Origin of the sequence: Rhodococcus sp. JG-3 (genome assembly GCF_000482405.1) — a bacterium.
GTDB lineage: Bacteria > Actinomycetota > Actinomycetes > Mycobacteriales > Mycobacteriaceae > Rhodococcoides > Rhodococcoides fascians.
Genome location: NZ_KI519398.1, coordinates 268776 through 289120 on the forward strand (window position 1 = coordinate 268776; position 20345 = coordinate 289120).

The 20345-nt window shown below is 65.1% G+C and carries 19 protein-coding genes and 1 tRNA gene; 8 read left to right on the forward strand and 12 right to left on the reverse strand.

Going from position 1 to position 20345, the window contains the following annotated elements:
• Window positions 1-89: 89 nt before the first annotated feature.
• Together K414_RS0102505 and K414_RS0102510 are read left to right on the forward strand one after the other, a co-directional pair.
• Complete coding sequence (locus K414_RS0102505; protein ID WP_027494499.1) at window positions 90-1097, forward strand: ArsA-related P-loop ATPase; 1008 nt, start codon at window positions 90-92, stop codon at window positions 1095-1097.
• Complete coding sequence (locus K414_RS0102510; RefSeq protein WP_027494500.1) at window positions 1094-2224, forward strand: ArsA family ATPase; 1131 nt, start codon at window positions 1094-1096, stop codon at window positions 2222-2224. Before K414_RS0102505 ends, K414_RS0102510 begins: the two co-directional genes overlap by 4 nt.
• 20 nt (window positions 2225-2244) lie before the next feature.
• Here the strand turns inward: K414_RS0102510 and K414_RS0102515 are convergent, their stop codons facing one another.
• A complete protein-coding gene (locus K414_RS0102515) occupies window positions 2245-2568 on the reverse strand; it encodes a WhiB family transcriptional regulator (RefSeq protein ID WP_008712729.1) in 324 nt (107 codons plus the stop codon).
• Between the two features lie 293 nt (window positions 2569-2861).
• Between K414_RS0102515 and K414_RS0102520 the strand changes: the two genes are divergently transcribed.
• Entirely contained in the window at window positions 2862-5213 is a 2352-nt protein-coding gene (locus tag K414_RS0102520; RefSeq protein WP_027494501.1) for a penicillin-binding protein, read from the forward strand.
• A 126-nt stretch (window positions 5214-5339) separates the two neighbouring features.
• Window positions 5340-6470 carry an IS30 family transposase gene (locus tag K414_RS0102525; protein WP_202595090.1) on the forward strand — a complete coding sequence of 377 codons (1131 nt, stop codon included), beginning with the start codon at window positions 5340-5342 and terminating at the stop codon, window positions 6468-6470.
• Between the two features lie 31 nt (window positions 6471-6501).
• Here K414_RS0102525 and K414_RS0102530 read toward each other — a convergent pair whose 3' ends face one another.
• Window positions 6502-6966, reverse strand: coding sequence for a GatB/YqeY domain-containing protein (locus K414_RS0102530; RefSeq protein ID WP_027494503.1), 465 nt, complete (start codon window positions 6964-6966; stop codon window positions 6502-6504).
• Window positions 6967-7184: 218 nt separating this feature from the next.
• Between K414_RS0102530 and K414_RS0102535 the strand changes: the two genes are divergently transcribed.
• The 3 genes from K414_RS0102535 (at window position 7185) to K414_RS0102545 (ending at window position 8708) form a co-directional block, all read left to right on the forward strand.
• Window positions 7185-8111: a metallophosphoesterase gene (locus K414_RS0102535; protein ID WP_237606421.1), complete on the forward strand. Its 927-nt coding sequence runs from the start codon at window positions 7185-7187 to the stop codon at window positions 8109-8111.
• A gap of 17 nt (window positions 8112-8128) precedes the next feature.
• Window positions 8129-8202 (forward strand) — tRNA-Pro (locus K414_RS0102540).
• Between the two features lie 80 nt (window positions 8203-8282).
• Entirely contained in the window at window positions 8283-8708 is a 426-nt protein-coding gene (locus K414_RS0102545) for an SRPBCC family protein (RefSeq protein ID WP_027494505.1), read from the forward strand.
• Window positions 8709-8769: 61 nt separating this feature from the next.
• Here the strand turns inward: K414_RS0102545 and K414_RS0102550 are convergent, their stop codons facing one another.
• The 10 genes from K414_RS0102550 to K414_RS0102595 form a co-directional block, all read right to left on the reverse strand.
• The gene (locus tag K414_RS0102550; protein WP_027494506.1) at window positions 8770-9741 is read right to left on the reverse strand and encodes an LLM class F420-dependent oxidoreductase; all 972 of its coding nucleotides are present in this window, start codon (window positions 9739-9741) and stop codon (window positions 8770-8772) included.
• Between the two features lie 9 nt (window positions 9742-9750).
• A complete protein-coding gene (locus K414_RS0102555; protein WP_027494507.1) occupies window positions 9751-10551 on the reverse strand; it encodes an SDR family oxidoreductase in 801 nt (266 codons plus the stop codon).
• Between the two features lie 30 nt (window positions 10552-10581).
• Window positions 10582-12381 (reverse strand): glycoside hydrolase family 15 protein, encoded by a 1800-nt coding sequence (locus tag K414_RS0102560; protein WP_027494508.1) that lies wholly within the window; start codon window positions 12379-12381, stop codon window positions 10582-10584.
• Window positions 12378-13067 carry an HAD family hydrolase gene (locus tag K414_RS0102565; RefSeq protein ID WP_027494509.1) on the reverse strand — a complete coding sequence of 230 codons (690 nt, stop codon included), beginning with the start codon at window positions 13065-13067 and terminating at the stop codon, window positions 12378-12380. The genes K414_RS0102560 and K414_RS0102565 overlap by 4 nt, the downstream gene beginning before the upstream one ends.
• Window positions 13068-13150: 83 nt before the next feature.
• Window positions 13151-13624 carry a DNA starvation/stationary phase protection protein gene (locus tag K414_RS0102570; RefSeq protein ID WP_027494510.1) on the reverse strand — a complete coding sequence of 158 codons (474 nt, stop codon included), beginning with the start codon at window positions 13622-13624 and terminating at the stop codon, window positions 13151-13153.
• Window positions 13625-13763: 139 nt separating this feature from the next.
• Window positions 13764-15296 carry a catalase gene (locus K414_RS0102575; RefSeq protein ID WP_027494511.1) on the reverse strand — a complete coding sequence of 511 codons (1533 nt, stop codon included), beginning with the start codon at window positions 15294-15296 and terminating at the stop codon, window positions 13764-13766.
• A 174-nt stretch (window positions 15297-15470) separates the two neighbouring features.
• A complete protein-coding gene (locus K414_RS0102580) occupies window positions 15471-16106 on the reverse strand; it encodes a hypothetical protein (protein WP_027494512.1) in 636 nt (211 codons plus the stop codon).
• On the reverse strand, window positions 16106-17797 hold the full coding sequence (locus tag K414_RS0102585; RefSeq protein WP_027494513.1) for a GMC family oxidoreductase: 1692 nt from the start codon (window positions 17795-17797) through the stop codon (window positions 16106-16108). The genes K414_RS0102580 and K414_RS0102585 overlap by 1 nt, the downstream gene beginning before the upstream one ends.
• Entirely contained in the window at window positions 17794-19302 is a 1509-nt protein-coding gene (locus tag K414_RS0102590; protein WP_237606116.1) for an NAD(P)/FAD-dependent oxidoreductase, read from the reverse strand. Before K414_RS0102590 ends, K414_RS0102585 begins: the two co-directional genes overlap by 4 nt.
• Entirely contained in the window at window positions 19299-19895 is a 597-nt protein-coding gene (locus K414_RS0102595) for a TetR/AcrR family transcriptional regulator (protein ID WP_027494515.1), read from the reverse strand. Before K414_RS0102595 ends, K414_RS0102590 begins: the two co-directional genes overlap by 4 nt.
• Window positions 19896-20165: 270 nt before the next feature.
• Between K414_RS0102595 and K414_RS0102600 the strand changes: the two genes are divergently transcribed.
• Window positions 20166-20345: a hypothetical protein gene (locus K414_RS0102600; protein ID WP_027494516.1), complete on the forward strand. Its 180-nt coding sequence runs from the start codon at window positions 20166-20168 to the stop codon at window positions 20343-20345.

Here is a 20345-nt window from a genome sequence, read left to right on the forward strand (position 1 = left end):
CCCACCGGAGTACGAGGGGTGCGTCACTGCGATCGGGTGATTCTCGGTTCTGTCGGACGACCGGCATCGCGTCTCTATATGGTCGAGGCGTGGGTACATCGAAGCAAGAGGGATGGCCGGCGAAGGCGGACGCCGCGCGGCTGCATTTCGTGTCCGGCAAGGGCGGTACCGGTAAGTCGACGGTCGCTGCCGCGCTGGCGTTGGCGCTGGCCGCGGGTGGCCGGCGAGTGTTGTTGGTGGAGGTCGAGGGCAGGCAGGGCATCGCGCAGCTGTTCGACGTGCCGCAGCTCCCGCCGGTGGAGACCCGCGTCGCCTCGGCGGACGGCGGCGGCGAGGTCTACGCGCTGGCGATCGACATCGAGACCGCGTTCCTCGAGTATCTCGACATGTTCTACAACCTCGGTTTCGCCGGCCGCGCGATGCGCAAGATCGGTGCCATCGAGTTCGCGACGACCATCGCGCCCGGCCTGCGTGACGTACTGCTGACCGGAAAGGTCAAGGAGTGCGTGGTGCGCACCGACAAGAAGGGCAACCGCGCGTACGACGAGGTGGTCGTCGACTCGCCGCCCACCGGCCGCATCGGAAACTTCCTCGACGTCACCAAGGCCATGGCCGACCTGGCCAAGGGCGGCCCGGTCCGCTCGCAGAGCGAGGGCGTGGTGCGGTTGCTGCATTCGTCGGACACCGTCGTGCACCTGGTCACCCTGCTCGAAGCATTGCCGGTGCAGGAGACGGCAGATGCGGTACGCGAGCTCGAAGCAGCCGACCTCCGCCTGGGCACGGTGATCGTCAACCGCACCGAGCCGACGTACCTGCCTGCCGACTCCCTCGAACCCATCGCCGAGGGCGAGATCGACGCCGTCGCAATTCAGGAGGGTCTGGCCAAGACCGGAATCACGTTGTCCGAGGCCGACTTCGCGGGTCTACTGACCGAATCGATCGAGCACGCGTCGACGCTGTCCGCTCAGGTGGAGAGCGCAACACAACTCGACGAGCTCGACGTCGCACGCATGACGCTGCCGATGTTGGCCGACGGCGTCGACCTCGGCGGCTTGTACGAGCTCGCCGCCACGCTCGCAGAACAGGGTGTCCGATGACTCGACCAGCAGCAACCGAACTCGACGTCGACCGCATCCTCACCGACCCCGCGTCACGAATCGTCGTGGTCTGCGGCGCAGGCGGTGTCGGGAAGACCACCACCGCAGCGGCGATGGCTTTGCGCGCCGCCGAGCAGGGCAGGCGTGTCGTCGTGCTGACCATCGATCCGGCTCGCCGGCTGGCTCAGGCCCTCGGGCTCGGCGACCTCGACAACAGCCCGCAGCCGGTGAAATTGGGTGCCGACGCCAAGGGCGAACTGCACGCGATGATGCTGAACATGCGGCGCACGTTCGACGAGATGGTCATCGAACATTCGACGCCGGAAAAGGCGGCGCAGGTTCTGGCCAACCCGTTCTATCAGACTGTGGCGTCGTCCTTTTCGGGCACGCAGGAGTACATGGCGATGGAGAAGCTGGGGCAGCTGTCCCTCGACGCGTCGTGGGATCTGATCGTGGTGGACACTCCGCCGTCGCGCAACGCGTTGGATTTCCTCGACGCTCCGCAACGGCTCGGGTCGTTTCTCGACGGTCGTTTCATCCGGCTGTTGACCGCTCCCGGACGAGGAATCACCCGCGTCGTCACCAGCGCGATGAGCCTGGCGATGCGCGGCGTCTCGACCGTCATCGGCAGCCAAATGCTTTCCGACGCTTCGGCTTTCGTGCAATCGCTGGATTCGATGTTCGGCGGGTTCCGCGAACGCGCTACGCGCACATACCAATTGCTCCGCGAGGACGGCACCAGTTTCCTCGTCGTCGCTGCCGCCGAGCCCGACGCATTGCGCGAGGCCGCGTTCTTCGTCGAGCGACTCTCCGCCGAGAACATGCCGCTGGCCGGACTGGTGGTGAACCGGACGCATCCGACGTTGTCGTCGGTGCAGGCCGATCACGCCGCCACTGCCGCCGATCTCCTGGACCGAATCGACGACCCCGGTGCCGAACTGACTGCTGCGGTGCTGCGTATCCACGCTCAACGCGCAGTGACCGCGGCGCGCGAGGTGCGGTTGCTCAAACGCTTCACCGGCGCACACCCCCGCGTGCCCATCGTCGGTGTTCCGTCCCTGCCGTTCGAGGTGTCCGACCTCGCCGCACTACGCGCGGTGGCCGACCAGCTGACCCGCAGAGGCTGATCGGCCGTGCCGGCAGGCGGTCAGATCGCCGCCTGCTGCTGACGCTGGGTCTCGAAGAATTCGGACCACGAGTCGACCTCGGGGTGCTGCTTGAGCAGTGCCCTGCGCTGACGCTCGGTCATGCCACCCCACACACCGAACTCGACGCGATTGTCGAGCGCATCCGCGCCGCACTGCATCAGAACCGGGCAGTGCCGGCAGATGGTCGCGGCCTTGCGCTGCGCTGCACCCCGGACGAACAGCTGGTCCGGATCCGTGCCCTTGCACCGAGCGTGTGACACCCAAGCGATACGTGCTTCTGCTTCCTCTACATCGAGTCGCGTCGGCGCGGTTGTCGTGTGCATGGCGGATCCCCTTTACGTCTCGGTCGCCCTCACTGGGCGTCCTGGAGGCTCCGAGCAGTTTGTACCTCGGTGTCGAAGCACAAATTCTAGGAGCTGCCCCACATTCATTATCAAGTGTTATGCGAATCACACTGTGCTCATAATTTAGGTAAACCCGGCCCCGAATGCAAGACGGTGAGGTCACATTTCTGGTACGGGCGTCCCGAGCAGGGGCGCAGCGCACAACGCATGCGGGGCACTGCCGATCCGAACGAGGCACACGTACGCTGTGCTCTGTGTCAGTTGGAAAAACCGTGGCGAAGCTCGCCGGATGTTCAGCACTCGCCGGTGCATTGCTCGCCGGCGTGATGTTCCCCTTGGCCGGTGGGTTCGGGTTCGCGTCCAACCGCGCCGCCGATACCGTCGACAACGTCTCGGCCGAGTTGGTCGAGGGTGCCGTACCTGCTGTTTCGACGATGACCGACGTCAACGGCAACCCGATCGCGTGGCTGTACGAGCAGCGCCGCTTCGAGGTACCGAGCGACAAGATCTCCAACGAGATGAAGCTGGCCATCGTCTCCATCGAGGACCGGCGCTTCGCGGAGCACCAGGGCGTCGACTGGCAGGGCACGCTGCGCGCGTTCCTGACCAACACCACCAGCGGCCAGGTCCAGCAGGGTGCATCGACCATCGACCAGCAGTACGTGAAGAACTACCAGCTGCTGGTCGTGGCGAAGACCGACGCCGAGCGACGCGCCGCCATCGAGACGACGCCCGCCCGCAAGATCCGTGAGATCCGGATGGCGTTGACGCTCGACAAGGAACTGACCAAGGACGAGATCCTCACCCGCTACCTCAACCTGGTGCCGTTCGGTAATGCCTCCTTCGGCATTCAGGACGCGGCTCAGACGTACTTCGGCATCGATGCCAGCCAGCTCAGCGCCGTCCAGGCCGCGATGCTCGCCGGCATGGTCCAGTCCAGCTCGGCCCTCAACCCGTACACCAACGAAGAGGGTGTGATCGAGCGCAGGAACACCGTGCTCGACACGATGATCCAGAACCTCCCCGAGCGTGCGGCCGAGCTCACCGCACTCAAGGCCGAGCCCCTCGGCGTGCTGCCCGTCCCCCAGACCCTGCCCCGCGGCTGCATCGCAGCAGGCGACCGAGGATTCTTCTGCGACTACGCGTTGCAGTACCTCGCACAGGCCGGAATCAGCCAAGAGCAGATCGACAAGGGCGGATACCTCATCCGCACGACGCTCGACCCCGCGGTCCAGAACTCCACCAAGGCCGCCCTGGTCAGCAACACCAGCCCCTCGCTCGACGGCGTGGCGACGGTGATGAACGTCGTCGCCCCGGGCCAGGACCAGCACCGCGTCCTGGCCATGGGCAGCAGCCGCACCTACGGCCTCAACGCCGACGCCGACGAGACCGTGCAGCCACAACCGCACTCCCTCGTGGGCAACGGAGCCGGCTCCATTTTCAAGATCTTCACCACGGCCGCCGCCATGGAACGCGGACTGGGCACCAGCGCAACGCTGCAGGTCCCCAAGCGCGTGGAGGTCAAGGGCGTCGGCGACGGTGGTGCTCGGAACTGCCCGGCCTCCACCTACTGCGTGGAGAACGCGGGCAACTACCCACCCGCGCTGTCGATCACCGACGCGCTGGCTCAGTCCCCCAATACTGCTTTCGTCAAGCTGATCGAGTCCGTCGGCGTCACGCCGACGGTCGACATGGCCGTCCGTCTCGGCCTGCGCTCGTACACCGACCCGGGTTCCTCGGGTGCCGAGCAGTCGATGGCCGATTTCCAGAAGAGTCAGAACCTCGGCTCGTTCACCCTCGGACCCACCTGGGTGAACCCGCTGGAGCTGTCCAACGTGGCCGCGACCTTGGCTTCCGGTGGCAAATGGTGCCCGCCGACCCCGATCGACTCGATCTTCGACCGCGACGGCAAGCCCGTTCCCGTCGCTCACCAGGCCTGCGAGCAGGTCGTCGAACCCGGTCTGGCGAACACCCTCGCCAACGCTATGAGCAAGGACGACCAGGCAGGTGGCACGTCCGCGTCCGCCGCTGCCTCGGCCGGCTGGAACCTGCCGATGTCCGGCAAGACCGGTACCACCGAGTCGAACCGATCCTCGGGCTTCCTCGGATTCACCAACAATTACGCCGCCGCCGTGTACACCTACGGCGACTCACCGACGCCCAGCGAGATCTGCTCGTTCCCGCTGCGGCCCTGCGGTTCGGGAAACCTGTACGGCGGTAACGAACCCGCGAGAACCTGGTTCGACGCGATGAGCCCGATCGCCACCAACTTCGGGCCCGTCCAACTTCCACCCGTCGACCAGAAGTACGTCCGCGGTTCGGCCAACGGACAGGTTCCCGACGTCACCGGCCAGAGCCAGTCGTCCGCGACGTCCACGCTGCAGGGTGCGGGCTTCCAGGTGACAGCGGTGACGACGGCCGATCAGGCTGCGCGCGGAACCGTCGTGTCGACGTCACCGTCGGGCAGTGCGGTTCCCGGATCGAACATCACGATCTACGTCAGTGACGGATCGGTTCGCCCGGCACCGGCTCCGGCCCCTGCCCTGCCGCCGGGTATCCAGATACCGGACCTGCCGCCGGGTATCCAGATACCGGCAATCCCAGGGCTCACCGCTCCTCGCTGAGCGGCTTCGCCGCATGTGAGTGGAACTTCGTAGTGGACTACGGGCGGATTCGAGCGGTGGTTGCAACGTGCCTGATCATTAGGGATGTTTGCGATGGTTCACCCGGGTTTCTCACATCAGGTTCGGATGACGTTCTGGTCACTGCGTAGCAGTGGCGTGACGATCAAGGACGCTGCCCTCGCAGTCGGTATCAGCGAGGGCAGCGGCTGGAACTGGGTGTACGAACGTGGTGGCGTGCGTCCACGCTCGACACCGGAGCCGACGGGCCGTTTCCTCTCACTGGAGGAACGCGAGTTCATCGCCGACGGTGTCCGGGACGGCTGGACGATGACCGCGATCGCGACATGCCTGGGGCGAGCGGTGTCGACGATCAGTCGAGAACTCAAGCGGCACAAGTACTTCCGTGGACAGTACAAGCCACATCAGGCCGAGCGTGATGCCCGAAAGGCAGCCAAACGGCCGAAGAAGGGCAAGCTCGAGCTCACGCCGTTGCTGCGCGATCGGGTGCAGGCGCTGCTCGAGTTGGACTACTCGCCCGAGCAGATCTCGGCGACACTGAGGAAGGAATTTCCTCACTCGCCGGAGATGCATGTGTCGCACGAAACGATCTATCAGACCCTCTTCGTTCAGGGCAAAGGTGGCCTGACCAAGGAGCTGACCAGGCATCTTCGGACGGGCCGGCCGGTGCGGCTGGCGCACCGCCGCACCACCGAACGGCGATCGAAAATCCGCGGGATGATCAACATCTCCGAACGGCCCGCCGAGGTCGCCGACCGCAACGTTCCCGGCCATTGGGAGGGTGATCTGATCATCGGCACCAAGGGCGGGTCGGCGATCGGGACACTGGTCGAGCGGACGTCACGGTTGGTGATGCTGCTGCATCTGCCCATCGATCATTCGGCGGCGTCGGTGGCCGAGGCGATGACGAAGAAGATCGCGGAACTGCCTGCGGCACTGATGCGTTCGATCACCTGGGATCAAGGCGGGGAGATGGCCAAGCATGCCGAGATCACCGTCGCCACAGGGGTGCAGATCTACTTCTGTGATCCGCACTCCCCGTGGCAGCGGGGCACCAACGAGAACACCAACGGTCTGCTCCGTCAGTACTTCAAGAAGGGCACCGACTTGTCGGTGCACGGTCCCGAACGGCTCGACGAGGTCGCCGCTCTACTGAACAACCGCCCCAGAAAAACCCTGGGATGGGATACTCCACTCGAGGAGTACAACAAACGACTGCACGTTGCGACGACCACGTGAACCCGTCACGAGGTTCCACTCACATGGGTGGTCACAAACGGTCTTTGACGGCCTTCGACAGGCGGGATCCATCGGCCTTACCGGCAGCGAGTCCCGACGCGATCTTCATGACCTGACCCATCTGCTTCATGGCTGGTCGTTCACCCAATTCTTCGGCGACCTGGGCGATGGCGGTATCGACGATGGTGGCCAGTTCCTCGTCGGTCAACGGAGTGGGCAGGTACTCGTTGATGATCTGCGCCTCGGCGTGCTCGTTGGCGGCGAGTTCGCCGCGACCGTTCTGCGTGTAGATCTCGGCCGATTCGCCGCGCTTCTTCGATTCCTTCGCCAGCACCTTCAGAACGTCGTCGTCGGTCAGTTCGTGGGCCTCCTTGCCGGAGACCTCCTCGGTCTGAATGGCGGCGAGGATCATGCGCAGCGTTGCCAGCCGGAGCTTGTCCTTCGCTTTCATCGCTGTTGTCAGGTCGGTTCGGATACGGGCCTTGAGTTCGGACATGGCAGAAACGCTACGCGGCCCAGCCGTCGGCTCGCGCGTCCATATCGGCTTGCTGCCGTATCGTGGACTGGGTGGCCGTTCACTTCAGTTCCTCGTTACTGCCAACCTCGGCGCAACTGCGCAGCGCTTCCACGCAACTGCGCAGTGCCTCCACGCAGCTGCGGTCGGTTGCCGAGCACACGCGCGACGTCGTCAGAGCGGCACCGCTCAAGAGCTCGGTGATCGGGACGGCGGGTGCTGCGGCCTTGGGCATCGGCTACGTCACCCTCGTCGAGCGCAACGCGTTCACGCTCCGTGAGACGTCGATGGCGGTGCTCGAACCCGGCTCCGCGACGCTGCGAGTACTGCACATCAGCGACCTGCACATGATGCCGGGCCAGCGGATGAAGCAGAACTGGCTCCGCGAACTGGACCGCCTCGAACCCGACCTCGTGGTCAACACCGGCGACAATCTGTCGCACCAACGCGCCGTTCCCAGCGTCGTGCAGGCTCTCGGGCCGCTGCTGTCGCGTCCAGGGCTGTTCGTGTTCGGCAGCAACGACTACTTCGCGCCCAAGCCGAAAAACCCCTTCAAGTACTTCGACAAGAACCACAAGCGCACGACGGGCGAGTCGCTTCCGTGGCGTGACCTGCGGGCTGCGTTCTCCGAACGCGGTTGGCTCGACGTGACGCATGTCCGCCGCGAACTCGAGGTCGCCGGAGTCCGGATCGCATCGGCGGGCGTCGACGATCCGCACCTGAAGCGCGATCGCTACGACACCATCGCCGGCCAGCCGAACCCGTTGGCGGATTTGCGCCTCGGCATCACCCACTCCCCCGAGCCCCGGGTGTTGGACAAGTTCGCGCAGGACGGTTACGACCTCGTCCTCGCCGGGCACACCCACGGCGGCCAGCTGTGCCTGCCGTTCTACGGTGCGCTGGTGACGAACTGCGAGATCGACCGCTCCCGGGTCAAGGGTCCGTCCAAGTGGGGTGCGCACACGCAGCTCCACGTATCGGCCGGTCTCGGGACCTCGCCGTACGCGCCTGCCCGCTTCTGCTGCCGCCCCGAAGCCACCCTGATCACGCTCACTCCTGCCCCCAGAAAAGGCCCGAAGGACGTCTCCGACGAGGGCGTTTCGCGTTCTGAGGCAGTCGTGAGTTAGACTTCTCCAGCGGTACACGGGGTGTGGCGCAGCTTGGTAGCGCGCTTCGTTCGGGACGAAGAGGTCGTGGGTTCGAATCCCGCCACCCCGACAGTTGGACCACGAAAAGGGACCCACTCGATTCAGTCGAGCGGGTCCCTTTTCTTTGCCTGATCGGCGCTACTGTGAGGCATGCCGACCCCCACCCGCGTTCATGTCACCCATCGGTTCGCTTCGTCTCCCGACGTCGTCTTCGCGGCGCTGTCCGAACACGAGAACCTCGGCCCGTTGTTTCTGGCCAAGATCCGCCGGGTGCGCGATGGAGACACCTCCCGCAACGGCGTCGGATCGGCTCGTAGCCTGAAGCTGGGGCCACTCCCAGCGTTCGAGGAGACCACAACCGTCTCCGAGCCGAACACCCTCATCGAGTACCGCATCACCAAAGGTGGCCCGCTACGCGGTCATTGGGGTGTGCAGAAGCTGACCCCCACCACTGACGGCGGTACCGAACTCGACTACACAATTGGATTCGACGCCCCGATCCCCGGTCTCGCTGCGATCGTCGGCAAAGCACTGACGTCGAGCATCTCGAAGAACCTGCCGCGCTTGGCTCGGTAGCACTGCCGCACAACGACAAGACCCCGATCGATGGTCTCGATCGGGGTCTTCTCGTGTGTGCTCAGCTGGACGCAGCGCGAAGCTTCTCCAACAGTGGGCCGGCCGCCTCGGCCAGGAAGCGCTCCTGAGTTTCGTCGCCCACCTGAACCAGCGCGATGTCGGTGTAACCGGCCTCCCAGTACGGCTTCACGGCCTCGACGATGGCGTCCAGGTCCGGTCCACACGGGATCGTGTCGGCCACATCCTCTTTCCGGACGAACTTCGTCGCACCGGCGAAACCGGCCGTCGTCGGCAGATCCGCGTTGACGGCCCAACCGCCGGCGAACCAGCGGAAACGGTCGTGCGCGCGATCGATGGCGGCGTCCTTGTCGGGGTCCCACGAAATCGGGATCTGGCCGATGGAGCGCGCCGGTCCCTCGTGGTTGTCCGACCACGCCTTGACGAGGTCTGCGTCCGGCTCGGTGGCGATGAGGTGATCGCCGTACTCGGCGAACCGCGCTACTGCCTTCTCGCCGCCGGCTGCGATGCCGATCGGGACGCCGCCCTCGGGCAGGTCCCAGATCCGGGCCGAGTCGACGCGAAAGTGCTTGCCCTCGTAGGTGACCAGGCCACCGGCGTGCAGTGCGCGGATGATCTCGAGTGCCTCGACGAACATGTCCTGACGCTTGTCGATGGAGGGCCAGCCTTCACCCACGACGTGCTCGTTGAGGTTCTCGCCGCTGCCGAGTCCCAGGGTGAAGCGTCCGTCGGCCAGGATCTGCAACGTCGCCGCCTTCTGGGCGACGACGGCCGGGTGGTACCGGATGATCGGGCACGTCACGTACGTCATGAGTTCGACGCGCTCGGTGGCCTGCGCGACCGCACCCAAAGTGGTCCACGCGTAAGGAGAGTGGCCCATGGACGAGAGCCACGGCGAGTAGTGGTCACTGCTGACCTCGAAGTCGAAGCCGACCTTCTCGGCTCCGACGGCGTACTTCACCAGCTCTTTGGGACCGCTCTGCTCGGTCATCAACGTGTATCCGAAATTGGTCATGCTGTTCTCCTAAATTGTTGCGACGGAACCGGCGTCGACTCGGTAGTTGGATCCGTTGACGAAGGACGCGCGATCCGAGCACAGGAACGTGATCACCGAGGCCACTTCCTCGGGTTCGCCGCGGCGTCCCAGTTCCATGTACGGACGCTCCTCGTCGAGGAAACTCTCGATGGCACCGTCTCTGTCGGTGCCCTTCTCTTCGGCTCGCTTGTCCATCATCGCGTCGGTCATCGGGGTGTGAATGAATGCCGGGGAGACCGCGTTGACCAGCAGGCCCTCCGACGCGTAGCTGCGCGAAAGCCCCTTGGCCAGAGCCAGTACTCCGGCTTTGGCCGAGCAGTACGGCAGTTCGTCGTCGTACGGCTGCACGGCGTCCTCGGACGTCAACAGCACGATGCGCCCCCATCCACCGCGCCGGAGGGCGGGGAGAAACGCGCGCAGTAGGCGGACCGGGCCCATGAGGTCGATGTCGAGGGTGGAGCGCCACCCTTCCTCGTCGATCTCGTGGAACAGCCCCTGCGCGCCGGTGACACCGGAGGACTGCACCAGAATGTCGATGTCGCCCACGGCCTGCTGCGTGCGCACTGCCAGGTTCTCGACGGCCTCGGTGTCGGTCACGTCCGCGGCGAACGCGAACAGCTGTCCTTCCGCTGCACCGAGTTTCGCTGCGGCTTCGTCCAGCGAACTCTGGTCCTTGTCGCTGACGACCACACGGACGCCTTCGGCCAGCAGCAGCTTCGCAGTGTGCCACCCGATGCCGGAGTCGGCTCCGGTCACCAGTGCGGCTCTACCGTCGATTCCCAAATCCATTCGATCCCACTTTGCGCTAGAGGTCGGTTGTCAGGCTGTGGCGTCGTGCGAACGCGCGATGGTCAACGCCGCATTCACCAGGGCCAGGTGGCTCAAGCCCTGCGGGAAGTTACCCAGAAACGACCCATCCGAAGCATCGATCATCTCGCTGTACAGCCCGACGTCGTTGGACATTTCCACCAACTGGTCCATCAGGGCCGTGGCCTCGTCGTCGCGGCCGACGCACGACAGCGCCGACACTCGCCAGAACGCGCAGGCCACGAACGTGACCTCTTCCTCGGATACTCCGCTGTAGCGGTACATCAACGGCCCGGCACCGAGCTCCTCGCCGAGCGCATCGATCGTGGACGAAATGCGTTCTCCGCGATCGAAGTTCATCTCGGCTGCCAGCAGCACCGACGCGTCGAGCCCGTCGGCACCCGGGTACGCGAGGTAGGTCTGCCGCTCCTCGGACCAGCACTCGGTTTCGATGTACCGCCGTATGCACTCCTTCTCGGCTTTCCACCGATCCGGTATGCCCGGGATCTCCCCGGCTTCGGCCAGGTGCACCGCGCAGTCCAGTGCCTGCCAGCACCCGAGCTTGGAGCTCGTGTAGTGCTGCTCCACCTCGAGCTCCCAGATACCGGCATCCTTGCGCTGCCACGAGTCGCAGGCCTCGTCCGCGATGGTCGCCAACAGCCGACCGGTCTGTGCGTCGAGGATGTTGCCCGCGTCCACGTACTGCCGAATGATCGAGAACAGGTCTCCGAAGATCATGAGCTGGAGCTGGTCCGCCGCGGCGTTACCGTTGACCACCGGTCCGATGCCGCGCCAGCCGGGCACGTCGGGCTGCTCTGTGCCGCCCGGCAATTCGCCGCCGAGGGTGTAGAACACGTTCACCAACGGATCGTTGACCCGAATGACCTTCAGCAGCCACGCGACCGCAGCATGGATTTCCTCACGCAGACCGAACCGTTGCAGCGCCCGAATGGTGTACGCGGCGTCGCGAACCCAGGCGTACCGGTAGTCCCAGTTCTTGCCACCGGTGCGATTCTCGGGCAGTGACGTGGTCGCTGCCGCCGCGATAGCACCGGATGGGCTGTGCAGCAACAGCTTCAACGCCAACGCGCTACGAGCGACGTGCTTCGCCCACGGGCCCTCATACGAGAACTCGTCCGACCAGACGCGCCAATTGTCGATGGTCCGGTCGATGCCCTCGTCGAGGTGTCGAGGATCGGGCAGCGGTAGCGGTTCGTTCTCGGTTCCGACAACACCGATGACGTGACGAGAACCCAAGCGGGTGGTGAAGACGCCGCTGATGTCGCGATCCGCGAGCTGCACGTCTTCGATCCCCAAAGTCCGGACTGCCAGCGTCAATCCGTCGACGCGCAGGACGGTTCCGTGCTCGGTGTCGTACGCCCACGGCGACGCGATACCGAGCATCGTGCCCGGTGCGACGGACCACGTCATGTCCACTGTTCCGTCCAGTCCGTCGATACGGCGCGCCAACTCCACCCACGGCAATCGCCCGGCCACACCGGTGTTGAGCGAGTCGGTGATTCGGACGGTACCGCTGTCGGTGCGGAACGTGGTGGTCAGAACGTTTGTGCCGGGGACGAATTCGCGCTCGACGGTGAACTCGCCTCTGGGCGTCAGTTCGATGTACCCACCGTGCGGGGCGTCGAGCAGCGATGCGAACGGCGGTGGTGAATCGAGATTCGGTACCGGGAACCAATCGATGCGGCCGTCGTCGGCGATCATCGCGACGGTCCGGCCGTCACCGATCGCGCCGTAACTTTCGATGGGGACGTACCCGTCGACCCTCGGACAAGGCTTTCGGAAGTTGCTCAAGCACTTGCCTTGTCGGCAAGGATCGGGCTCGCGGCGAGGTGTTCCAGCAGATCGGCCGGGTCGTCGAACACTGCCACCGCACCCGCGTCGAGCAGCTCTGCGCGTGAGATACCGCCGCTCAACACGCCGATGGCCCGCACCCCTGCCCGGCCCGCGGATTCGATGTCCCACACGCTGTCTCCCACCATGATCGCGTGTTCGGCGTCGACGCCGGCGCGCTCGAGCGCAACACCGATGATGTCGGGCTCCGGCTTTGCCACCTCGGCGTCCTCGCCGGATGTCACCACCGCTACCGAATCCTCGACCTCGAGCAGATCACGCAACGTCGACAGCTCGGACTCCGGAGCGGACGTCGCGAGCACCACGGTGACCTCGCGAGTACTCAGCTCTGCCAACAGCTCTCGTGCACCCGGCAGGATTTCCAAGGTCTTCGACGCCGCCGCGTAGTACTCCCCGTGCAGGGTTTTCGCTTCCTGCGCGAGCGCGCTGTCGGACGAACCGACCAACGCTTCCAGCAACTTCGACCCGTCCATCCCGATACTACGATGAATGCGCCACGACGACACCTCGTGCCCGGCATCGCGGAACGCGCGGGACCACGCGTCGACATGGACGTAATTGGAATCGACGAGCGTGCCGTCGATATCGAACAACACCGCGTCGACCTTCGGAGCACTTTCAGACATGGGCGTACGAATACCCATGGGCTGTACACGCAAACAAAACGGGCCCCTCACCACCGGTGAGGGGCCCGCATCGAATTCAGGTTTCAGCTGGCCTGGGCCTGCCACATCCAGTGCAACTGCTCGAGCCGAGCAGTGATGGCGATGAGCAGGTCCTGCGTCACCGGGTCGGCTTCCGCGGTATCGGCGACGCGTCCACGTAGCCGGTCGACGACGGCAGCGATGTTGTCGACGATGGCCGGCACCACTTCGCTGTCCTGGGTCCACCCGGCACCGAAGCCCTTGGTTCCGGCCGTCGAGGAGACGGTGGCTGCCCGGCCGTCAGGGCTGACACCGATCGCGGTCGCGCGCTCGGCCGCCTGATCGGTGAATTCACGTGCAGCAGTGACTAATTCGTCGAGCTCGAGGTGCACGGACCGGAAGTTCTTGCCGATCACGTTCCAGTGCGCCTGCTTCGCGATGAGCGAGAGATCGATCAGGTCGACGACGGTGCCCTGCAGAGCGTCGCCCGCGATCTTCTGCTGACCTGCGTCGAGGGTGCTGGTGATGGGGTTCGTCATGATGTGGCCTCCCTGCCGTTGTACGACGGTGTGCATCGCACGCCATTATTGTGCTTCCGTCTGTATTGCACAACGGCGGCACTGCGCCGGTTATTCCGGGATCGGCGTCGTTGTGACGCCGATCCCAGGAACGTCCGGATCAGACCTTGGCGGCCTCGTCGGCAGGATCGTCGATCGCGCCGGCACCGGTGGTGGGAGCGGTCTCGTTCTGCTGCGACCGAACACCTTCCTCGACCTTCTTGCCGAGCTCGGGGTCGACGTTGGTCCAGTACTCGAACACTCGGCTCAGAACCGGCTCGCTGACGCCGTTGAGGACGTGTCCGACGATGTTCCCGACCAGACGCTCGCGCTGCGCATCGTCCATGACCTCGCGGACGAGGGCTCCCGCTTGGACGAAGTCGCCGTCCTCGGGGTGCTCGATGTAGCCGGTGCGGACGAAGCGAGGCTCGAAGTCCCACGCTCCGTCGTCGCCGTACTTGTTCGTGTCCGCCGACGGACCGCCGAAGGAGTTCGGCGCGTAGACGGGCGTCTCCGGAGAGTTGAACGAGTACCGCATGTTGCCGTCCTTGGAGTACGAGTTGACCTCGGACTTCGGGGCGTTGACCGGCAGCTGCGCATAGTTCGCTCCGATGCGGTAACGATGCGCGTCCGCGTAGGAGAACACGCGGCCGAGCAGCATCTTGTCGGGGCTGAAGCCGATGCCGGGCACGGTGTTGGACGGCTCGAACGAGCTCTGCTCGATCTGTGCGAAGAAGTTCTCCGGGTTCCGGTTCAAGGTCATCTTGCCGACCTCGATGAGCGGGTAATCCTTCTGCGACCAGACCTTGGTGAGATCGAACGGGTTATACTTGTAGTTTTCGGCCTCGTCGTACGGCATGAGCTGGACCTTGAGGGTCCAGCTGGGGAAGTCGCCGTTCTTGATGGACCCGAACAGATCCTGACGGTGGTGGTCGGGTGACGTACCCGCAACCTCGTCGGCCTTGTCCTGCGTCAGGAAGTCGATGCCCTGATCGGTCTTGAAGTGGAACTTCACCCAGGTCTTCGTGCCGTCCTCGGCGATGAGCTGGTACGTGTGCGAACCGAAACCGTCCATGTGGCGGAACGACTTCGGGATGCCGCGGTCACCCATGAGCCACGTGACCTGGTGCGCCGACTCGGGCGAGAGGGTCCAGAAGTCCCACTGCATGTTGTTGTCGCGCAGACCGGAATCGGGCATGCGCTTCTGGCTGCGGATGAAGTCCTGGAACTTGATCGGATCCTTGACGAAGAAGATCGGCGTGTTGTTGCCGACGAGGTCCCAGTTGCCTTCCTCGGTGTAGAACTTCAGCGAGAAGCCGCGCGGATCACGCCAGGTGTCGGGGCTACCCTGCTCGCCGGCGACGGTGGAGAACCGTGCCAGCATCTCGGTCTTCGCGCCGGGCTGCAACGCCTTCGCCTTGGTGTACTTGCTGATGTCACCGGTGATCTCGAGCTCGCCGAACGCGCCCGCGCCCTTGGCGTGCACGACGCGCTCCGGGACTCGCTCGCGGTTGAACTGCGCCATCTTTTCGATGAGGTAGTGATCGTGCAGCAGGATCGGGCCCTGTGCGCCGGCGGTGAGCGACTGGTCGTCGCTGGCTACGGGGATTCCCGAGTTGCTGGTTGTGGGCTTGCTGGTGGTCGGCTTGGTCATACGAAGCCTCCTGATGGCTGTAGAGAGTCCGAGAGGGCTGTCCCGGACGAAATCTGTGCGGCCGAGGGCGCGGCCGGATTCTCATGGGGAATGCCCGTACTCACGCGGCATAAACCCTCGAGCTCGACCACCAGCATGCCATCAATCTGTACTAAGTCAAGAAAAGGATTGCCGTCAGGGCACCAGCCGCGCTTCGCCCGTCCGCATCGAACCCGACACGATCTGCAACCCGAAATACGTGCCCGACGGCATCCAGCGATCGAGCGTCGGCCCCGACGCATCCACCTCCACCCGGGCCAACCTGGCTTTCCCCTTCAAACTTGCGACGCCGAGAGCCGATCCGCCGGGCACCGGCTGCGCGAACCCGATCGATCCGCGCATCGGAAAAGCGGGCCCGAAGCCGCGGGAGCCGGTCCGCACCGACCAGTCCCCACCGCTGACCCCGGCCTTGTTCAGCACGTCGCCGTCGAACTCGGCCAGCACCTTGGGCAGATGCCAGTTGGTCCTGCCGCCGTGCACCGACGTCGCGGAATCCACGGCGATGAACGGCACCGACATCCGCGGAATCTTTCCGACGTCCCGGCGCAACACCGGGCTCGCCAGTATCTCGCGGTAGGGACCGACGGGTGACGTCATGTAGTCGACGACCATGCACATCGTGATCGGCAACGTCTTCGCGCCGGCAGGCGCGAAATCCGACGACCGGGCGCGATGCCACCAGATCGTGGCTCGGACGTTCGCCGGCCACGGCGCAGCGGGGCTGACCGGCCAATCGGTGCGCTCGGTCTCCGACTCGGCGACGCTCCACATCAGGAGTCCCTCCCCACGACGGTCAGCGGCAGGCGCAGCGCGCCCGGCGCGGTCACCGGCACCACCGGGTTGGACGGCTGAACCGGTGCCACCTCGACATAACCCGAGCCGACGGCAGGCCTACGGTCCGGCTCACCCTTGTTGGGCCACAACGCCATTGCCCGCTCGGCCTGCGCGGTGATGGTCAGAGACGGATTGACGCCGAGGTTGGCGCTGACGGCAGACCCGTCGAGCACGTGCAAGCCCTCGTACCCGTACACCCGCTGGTAGCCGTCGATCACACCGGTATTCGGTGAATCACCGATGGCGCAGCCGCCGAGGAAGTGCGCGGTCATCGGAATGTTGACGATCTCGGCGATCGACCCGCCCGGATCGCCGCCGATCTTGTCGGCGAGCAACCTGATAGCCGTGTGCCCCTGCGGAATCCACTGCGGCGGCGGATCGCCCGCCCCGGGCCGACTCGTCAGACGACGCCCGAACGGCCCCTTCTTCGAGCCGAGTTCGAGGGAGTTGTCGTCGGTCTGCATCACCAGAGCGATGACGGTGCGTTCGGACCACCTGTGAACCGACAGACTGCGGGCCGCCGCGCCGGGGTGACGCAGCGCCACTCCGAGCGTCTTGAGAATCCGCGGCACCTTGCCGCCGCCGTCGCTGAGAACGGTTTGCAGCAGCCCGATTGCGTTGCTGCCCTTGCCGTATCGCACGGGTTCGATGTGCGTGTGATCGTCCGGATGGAACGACGAGGTGATCGCCACTCCCTCGTGGTAATCGACCTCGCGTCCGCGCGCCGTTGCGGCCAGCACGGCCTCGGAGTTGGTACGTACCAACGAACCGATCTTGTTCGACAGCCGTGGCAAAGAGCCCGTCTCCTTGGCGGCGAGCATGAGCTTCTGCGTTCCATAGGTGCCTGCCGAGAAGACCACCTGATCGGCGGTGATCGTCTTCTCCTTGCGGCGCAACTTGCCGCCGGTGCGCCGCGTCACCACGTCGTAGCCGCTGCCGTTCGGGCGGACGTCCACGACGGTCGTCAGCGGAAGGATGTGTGCGCCTGCACGTTCGGCGAGGTAGAGGTAATTCTTGACGAGGGTGTTCTTCGCGCCGACGCGGCAACCCGTCATGCACGAACCACACTCGGTGCACCCGGTCCGCTCGGGGCCGGCACCACCGAAGAACGGGTCGGGTGCGGTCTTGCCACGGTCACCGAAGTAGACGCCCACCGGAGTCGAGGTGAACGTGTCGCCCACGCCCATGTCCTCGGCGACCTCCTTCATGACCTTGTCCGAGGCAGTGATCGTCGGGTTCGTCTCGACCCCGAGCATCCGACGCGCCTGGTCGTAGTACGGATTCAGCTCACGCTTCCAGTCCGTGACGGCGCCCCACTGCGGGTCCTCGAAGAACTTCGTCGGCGGCTGGTACAGCGTGTTGGCGTAGTTGAGCGAGCCTCCGCCGACGCCTGCCCCCGCCATCACCAGCACGTCGGGCAACAGATGGATACGTTGGACGCCGTAGCAGCCGAGCGCCGGAGCCCACAGGTACTTACGCAAACGCCAACTGGTCTTGGGCAATTCGTGATCGGCGAACCGTCGGCCGGATTCCAGCACCGCCACCCGGTAGCCCTTCTCGACGGCCCGCAGCGCGGCGACGCTCCCGCCGAACCCGGAGCCGATGATCAGTACGTCGTAGTCGCTCATGCGGAAACCGCCTTCTTGTCTGATTCACGGGTGTCGGAGACGAGTCGGTAATTCGAGGTGTCGAACGTTCGCGTCTTGTTGCGGAACCGGAACGTGTACGTGGGCCACATCGTCGAGTTGCGTCCGTTGGCGTCGAGGTACCAGCTCGAGCAGCCGCCGGCATTCCAGACTGTGCCGTCGAGAGAAGAGTCGACCCACGAGTTGTGCTGCTGCTGAGCGGATTCGGATACCTCGACGGCGGTTGCATGATGGTCCCGCATCTCGCTGAGCGCCGAGACGACGTAATTGGCCTGCGACTCGAGCATGTAGACGATCGAACTGTGCCCGAGATTGGTGTTGGGGCCGTACATCAGGAAGAGATTCGGGAACCCGGCGACGGTGGTACCCAGGTGGGCCTGCGGGCTACCGCCCCAGCGCTCCGCGAGAGTACGACCATCGCTGCCGCGCAACAGATGCGACACCGGCGGTTCGGTCGGGGTGAACCCCGTCGCGAAGATGATGGTGTCCACCTCGTAGTTGCGGCCCGACGCGTCGACGACGCCGTTCTCGGTCACCGACGTCAGGCCCGATGTCACCAAGTCGACGTCGGGTCGATCCAGCGTCCGCAGCCAATCGTTGGACAGCAGAAGACGTTTGCAGCCGGGTGCGTAGTCGGGGGTCAGAGCCGCCCTCTTCGTCGGGTTCTTGACCTGACGCTTCAGATTGGCCTTCGCGAATGCCTTGACGGCGGGCAACATCCACGGGTTGTCGGCCAGCACGGTCACGTATGCCTCGCGGTACCCGTAGATGATGCCGCGAACCGCGCGATGAGCCGCGGGGACCTTCTCGTACAGAGTCCGCTCGACCCGGCCGATGGTGCGGTCCAGACGTGGGATTACCCAGGCGGGTGTGCGCTGAAAGACGGTGAGCCGCTGGGCCTTGTCGACGATCTCGGGCACGAACTGCACCGCCGACGCTCCAGTGCCGATCACGGCGACGCGCTCTCCGGTGAGATCGTGCTCGTGGTTCCACGTCGCGGAGTGGAACACAGTTCCCTGGAATGTGTCGATGCCCGGGACGTCCGGGATCTTCGGCGTCGACAGTGCGCCGGTGGCAGCTATGAGAACTCTGACGCTCGCCGCGCCCTTCGAGGTCTGCACGGTCCACCGCTGGTCCGTGTCACTCCAATCGGCCGACAGCAGTTCGCAATCGGTGACGATGCGATCCCGCACGTTCAGCCGCTCGACCACCGATTGGAGGTAGTCGAACAGCTCCGGTTGGCGCGCGAAGGTGTGACTCCACTTCGGGCTCGGCGCGAACGAGAACGAGTACAACGACGTCGGGACATCGCACGCACACCCGGGGTAGGTGTTGTCCCGCCATGTGCCGCCCACCTCCGACGCTCGCTCGATGACGGTCACGTCGGCACTCGGATCGGCGGCGAGGATCTTCGCCACCGCGGCGAGGCCGGCGAAACCGGCTCCGACGACGAGCACGTCGACTTGTTGGGGCAGTGCAGAATTCACGAGTCCATCACCTTTTCGGACCAGACGGGGAGGAGCCGTCCGCGCAGCTGCGCGTCGGCTTCGGGGGTACGGAACAGAGCCGATACAGCGAGCCCGCGTGCCAGCTCGACGCTGAGCTCGATGGACTCGGTGGACATGCGGCTACCCATGACGATCTGAGCGCCGCTCTGGATGGCCTCGGCGACGCGGCGCTCGAGCGGAACCATTGCCTCGTGCAGAGCCGGATCGGTACGTGCCGCGACCCACAGCTCGAGCGCGGCATAGAACAGCGGGCCCGAGAACGCGTCGACGAGGATCTCGGGTCCGCGTTCCGGATCGGGCTCGGCTTCCAGAATCTCGGACAGGCGGCGGTCGACGAGATGCTCGACGGCAGCGGTCACCAACGTCTCCTTGGTCGGGAAGTGGTGCAGCTGCGCTCCACGGGATACTCCGGCACGCCGCGCGATCTCCTGCGTGCTGGTCTTCGAGAAACCCAGCTCGACGAGGCACTCGATGGCTGCATCGAGCAACTTTGCGCGGGTCCCCGCGGTGCGTTCGGCCTGCGTGCGGCGCGGGGTAGGCGCGCCGTCGCTGAGCTCTGTGTCGGTAGTCACACTTCGCACAGTAGCGTCAAAACAACAAACAGTCCAGCCTGACTTTAAGTTTTGTCGCAACTGCGCTCATCACTCCGATCTCGAGCGAAGACCCCGCCATCGCGAGAGCCAATCGTCGCGCGGATATCGGGCACACCCACGTTCCAGGGGGGGCGGGCACGTCTCACGTCGACGGAAGAGATCCACCGTGACCGGCAATTCGGTGCGTCCCCAGGACGCACTTCAAACGAATGATCCTCGTTCGACGGACTCCGGATTAGGAAAGGCACCGTGGCGGCGTTCGTCGCGAATGCGCACGCGCTCCGCGACGTGGAACCCGGGACCGAGGCTCACGACGAACTGATCGCGACGCTGAAAGAGCTGGCACCGCAGCTGGCGGCAATCGGAGTGTTCGAGCCACGGGACCCGCAGATCGCCCACCTGGTGGACGTCGCGACTCACACCGACTGA

What these genes read in the sequence shown, in the direction of transcription:
- K414_RS0102565 (WP_027494509.1), bottom strand. Translation starts at nt 13,067, where the DNA reads ATGTCTGAAAGTGCTCCGAAGGTCGACGCGGTGTTGTTCGATATCGAC.
- K414_RS0102515 (WP_008712729.1), bottom strand. Translation starts at nt 2,568, where the DNA reads ATGCACACGACAACCGCGCCGACGCGACTCGATGTAGAGGAAGCAGAA.
- K414_RS0102550 (WP_027494506.1), bottom strand. Translation starts at nt 9,741, where the DNA reads ATGACCAATTTCGGATACACGTTGATGACCGAGCAGAGCGGTCCCAAA.
- K414_RS0102525 (WP_202595090.1), top strand. Translation starts at nt 5,340, where the DNA reads ATGACGTTCTGGTCACTGCGTAGCAGTGGCGTGACGATCAAGGACGCT.
- K414_RS0102570 (WP_027494510.1), bottom strand. Translation starts at nt 13,624, where the DNA reads ATGACGAACCCCATCACCAGCACCCTCGACGCAGGTCAGCAGAAGATC.
- K414_RS0102555 (WP_027494507.1), bottom strand. Translation starts at nt 10,551, where the DNA reads ATGGATTTGGGAATCGACGGTAGAGCCGCACTGGTGACCGGAGCCGAC.
- K414_RS0102585 (WP_027494513.1), bottom strand. Translation starts at nt 17,797, where the DNA reads ATGAGCGACTACGACGTACTGATCATCGGCTCCGGGTTCGGCGGGAGC.
- K414_RS0102580 (WP_027494512.1), bottom strand. Translation starts at nt 16,106, where the DNA reads ATGTGGAGCGTCGCCGAGTCGGAGACCGAGCGCACCGATTGGCCGGTC.
- K414_RS0102545 (WP_027494505.1), top strand. Translation starts at nt 8,283, where the DNA reads ATGCCGACCCCCACCCGCGTTCATGTCACCCATCGGTTCGCTTCGTCT.
- K414_RS0102530 (WP_027494503.1), bottom strand. Translation starts at nt 6,966, where the DNA reads ATGTCCGAACTCAAGGCCCGTATCCGAACCGACCTGACAACAGCGATG.
- K414_RS0102510 (WP_027494500.1), top strand. Translation starts at nt 1,094, where the DNA reads ATGACTCGACCAGCAGCAACCGAACTCGACGTCGACCGCATCCTCACC.
- K414_RS0102575 (WP_027494511.1), bottom strand. Translation starts at nt 15,296, where the DNA reads ATGACCAAGCCGACCACCAGCAAGCCCACAACCAGCAACTCGGGAATC.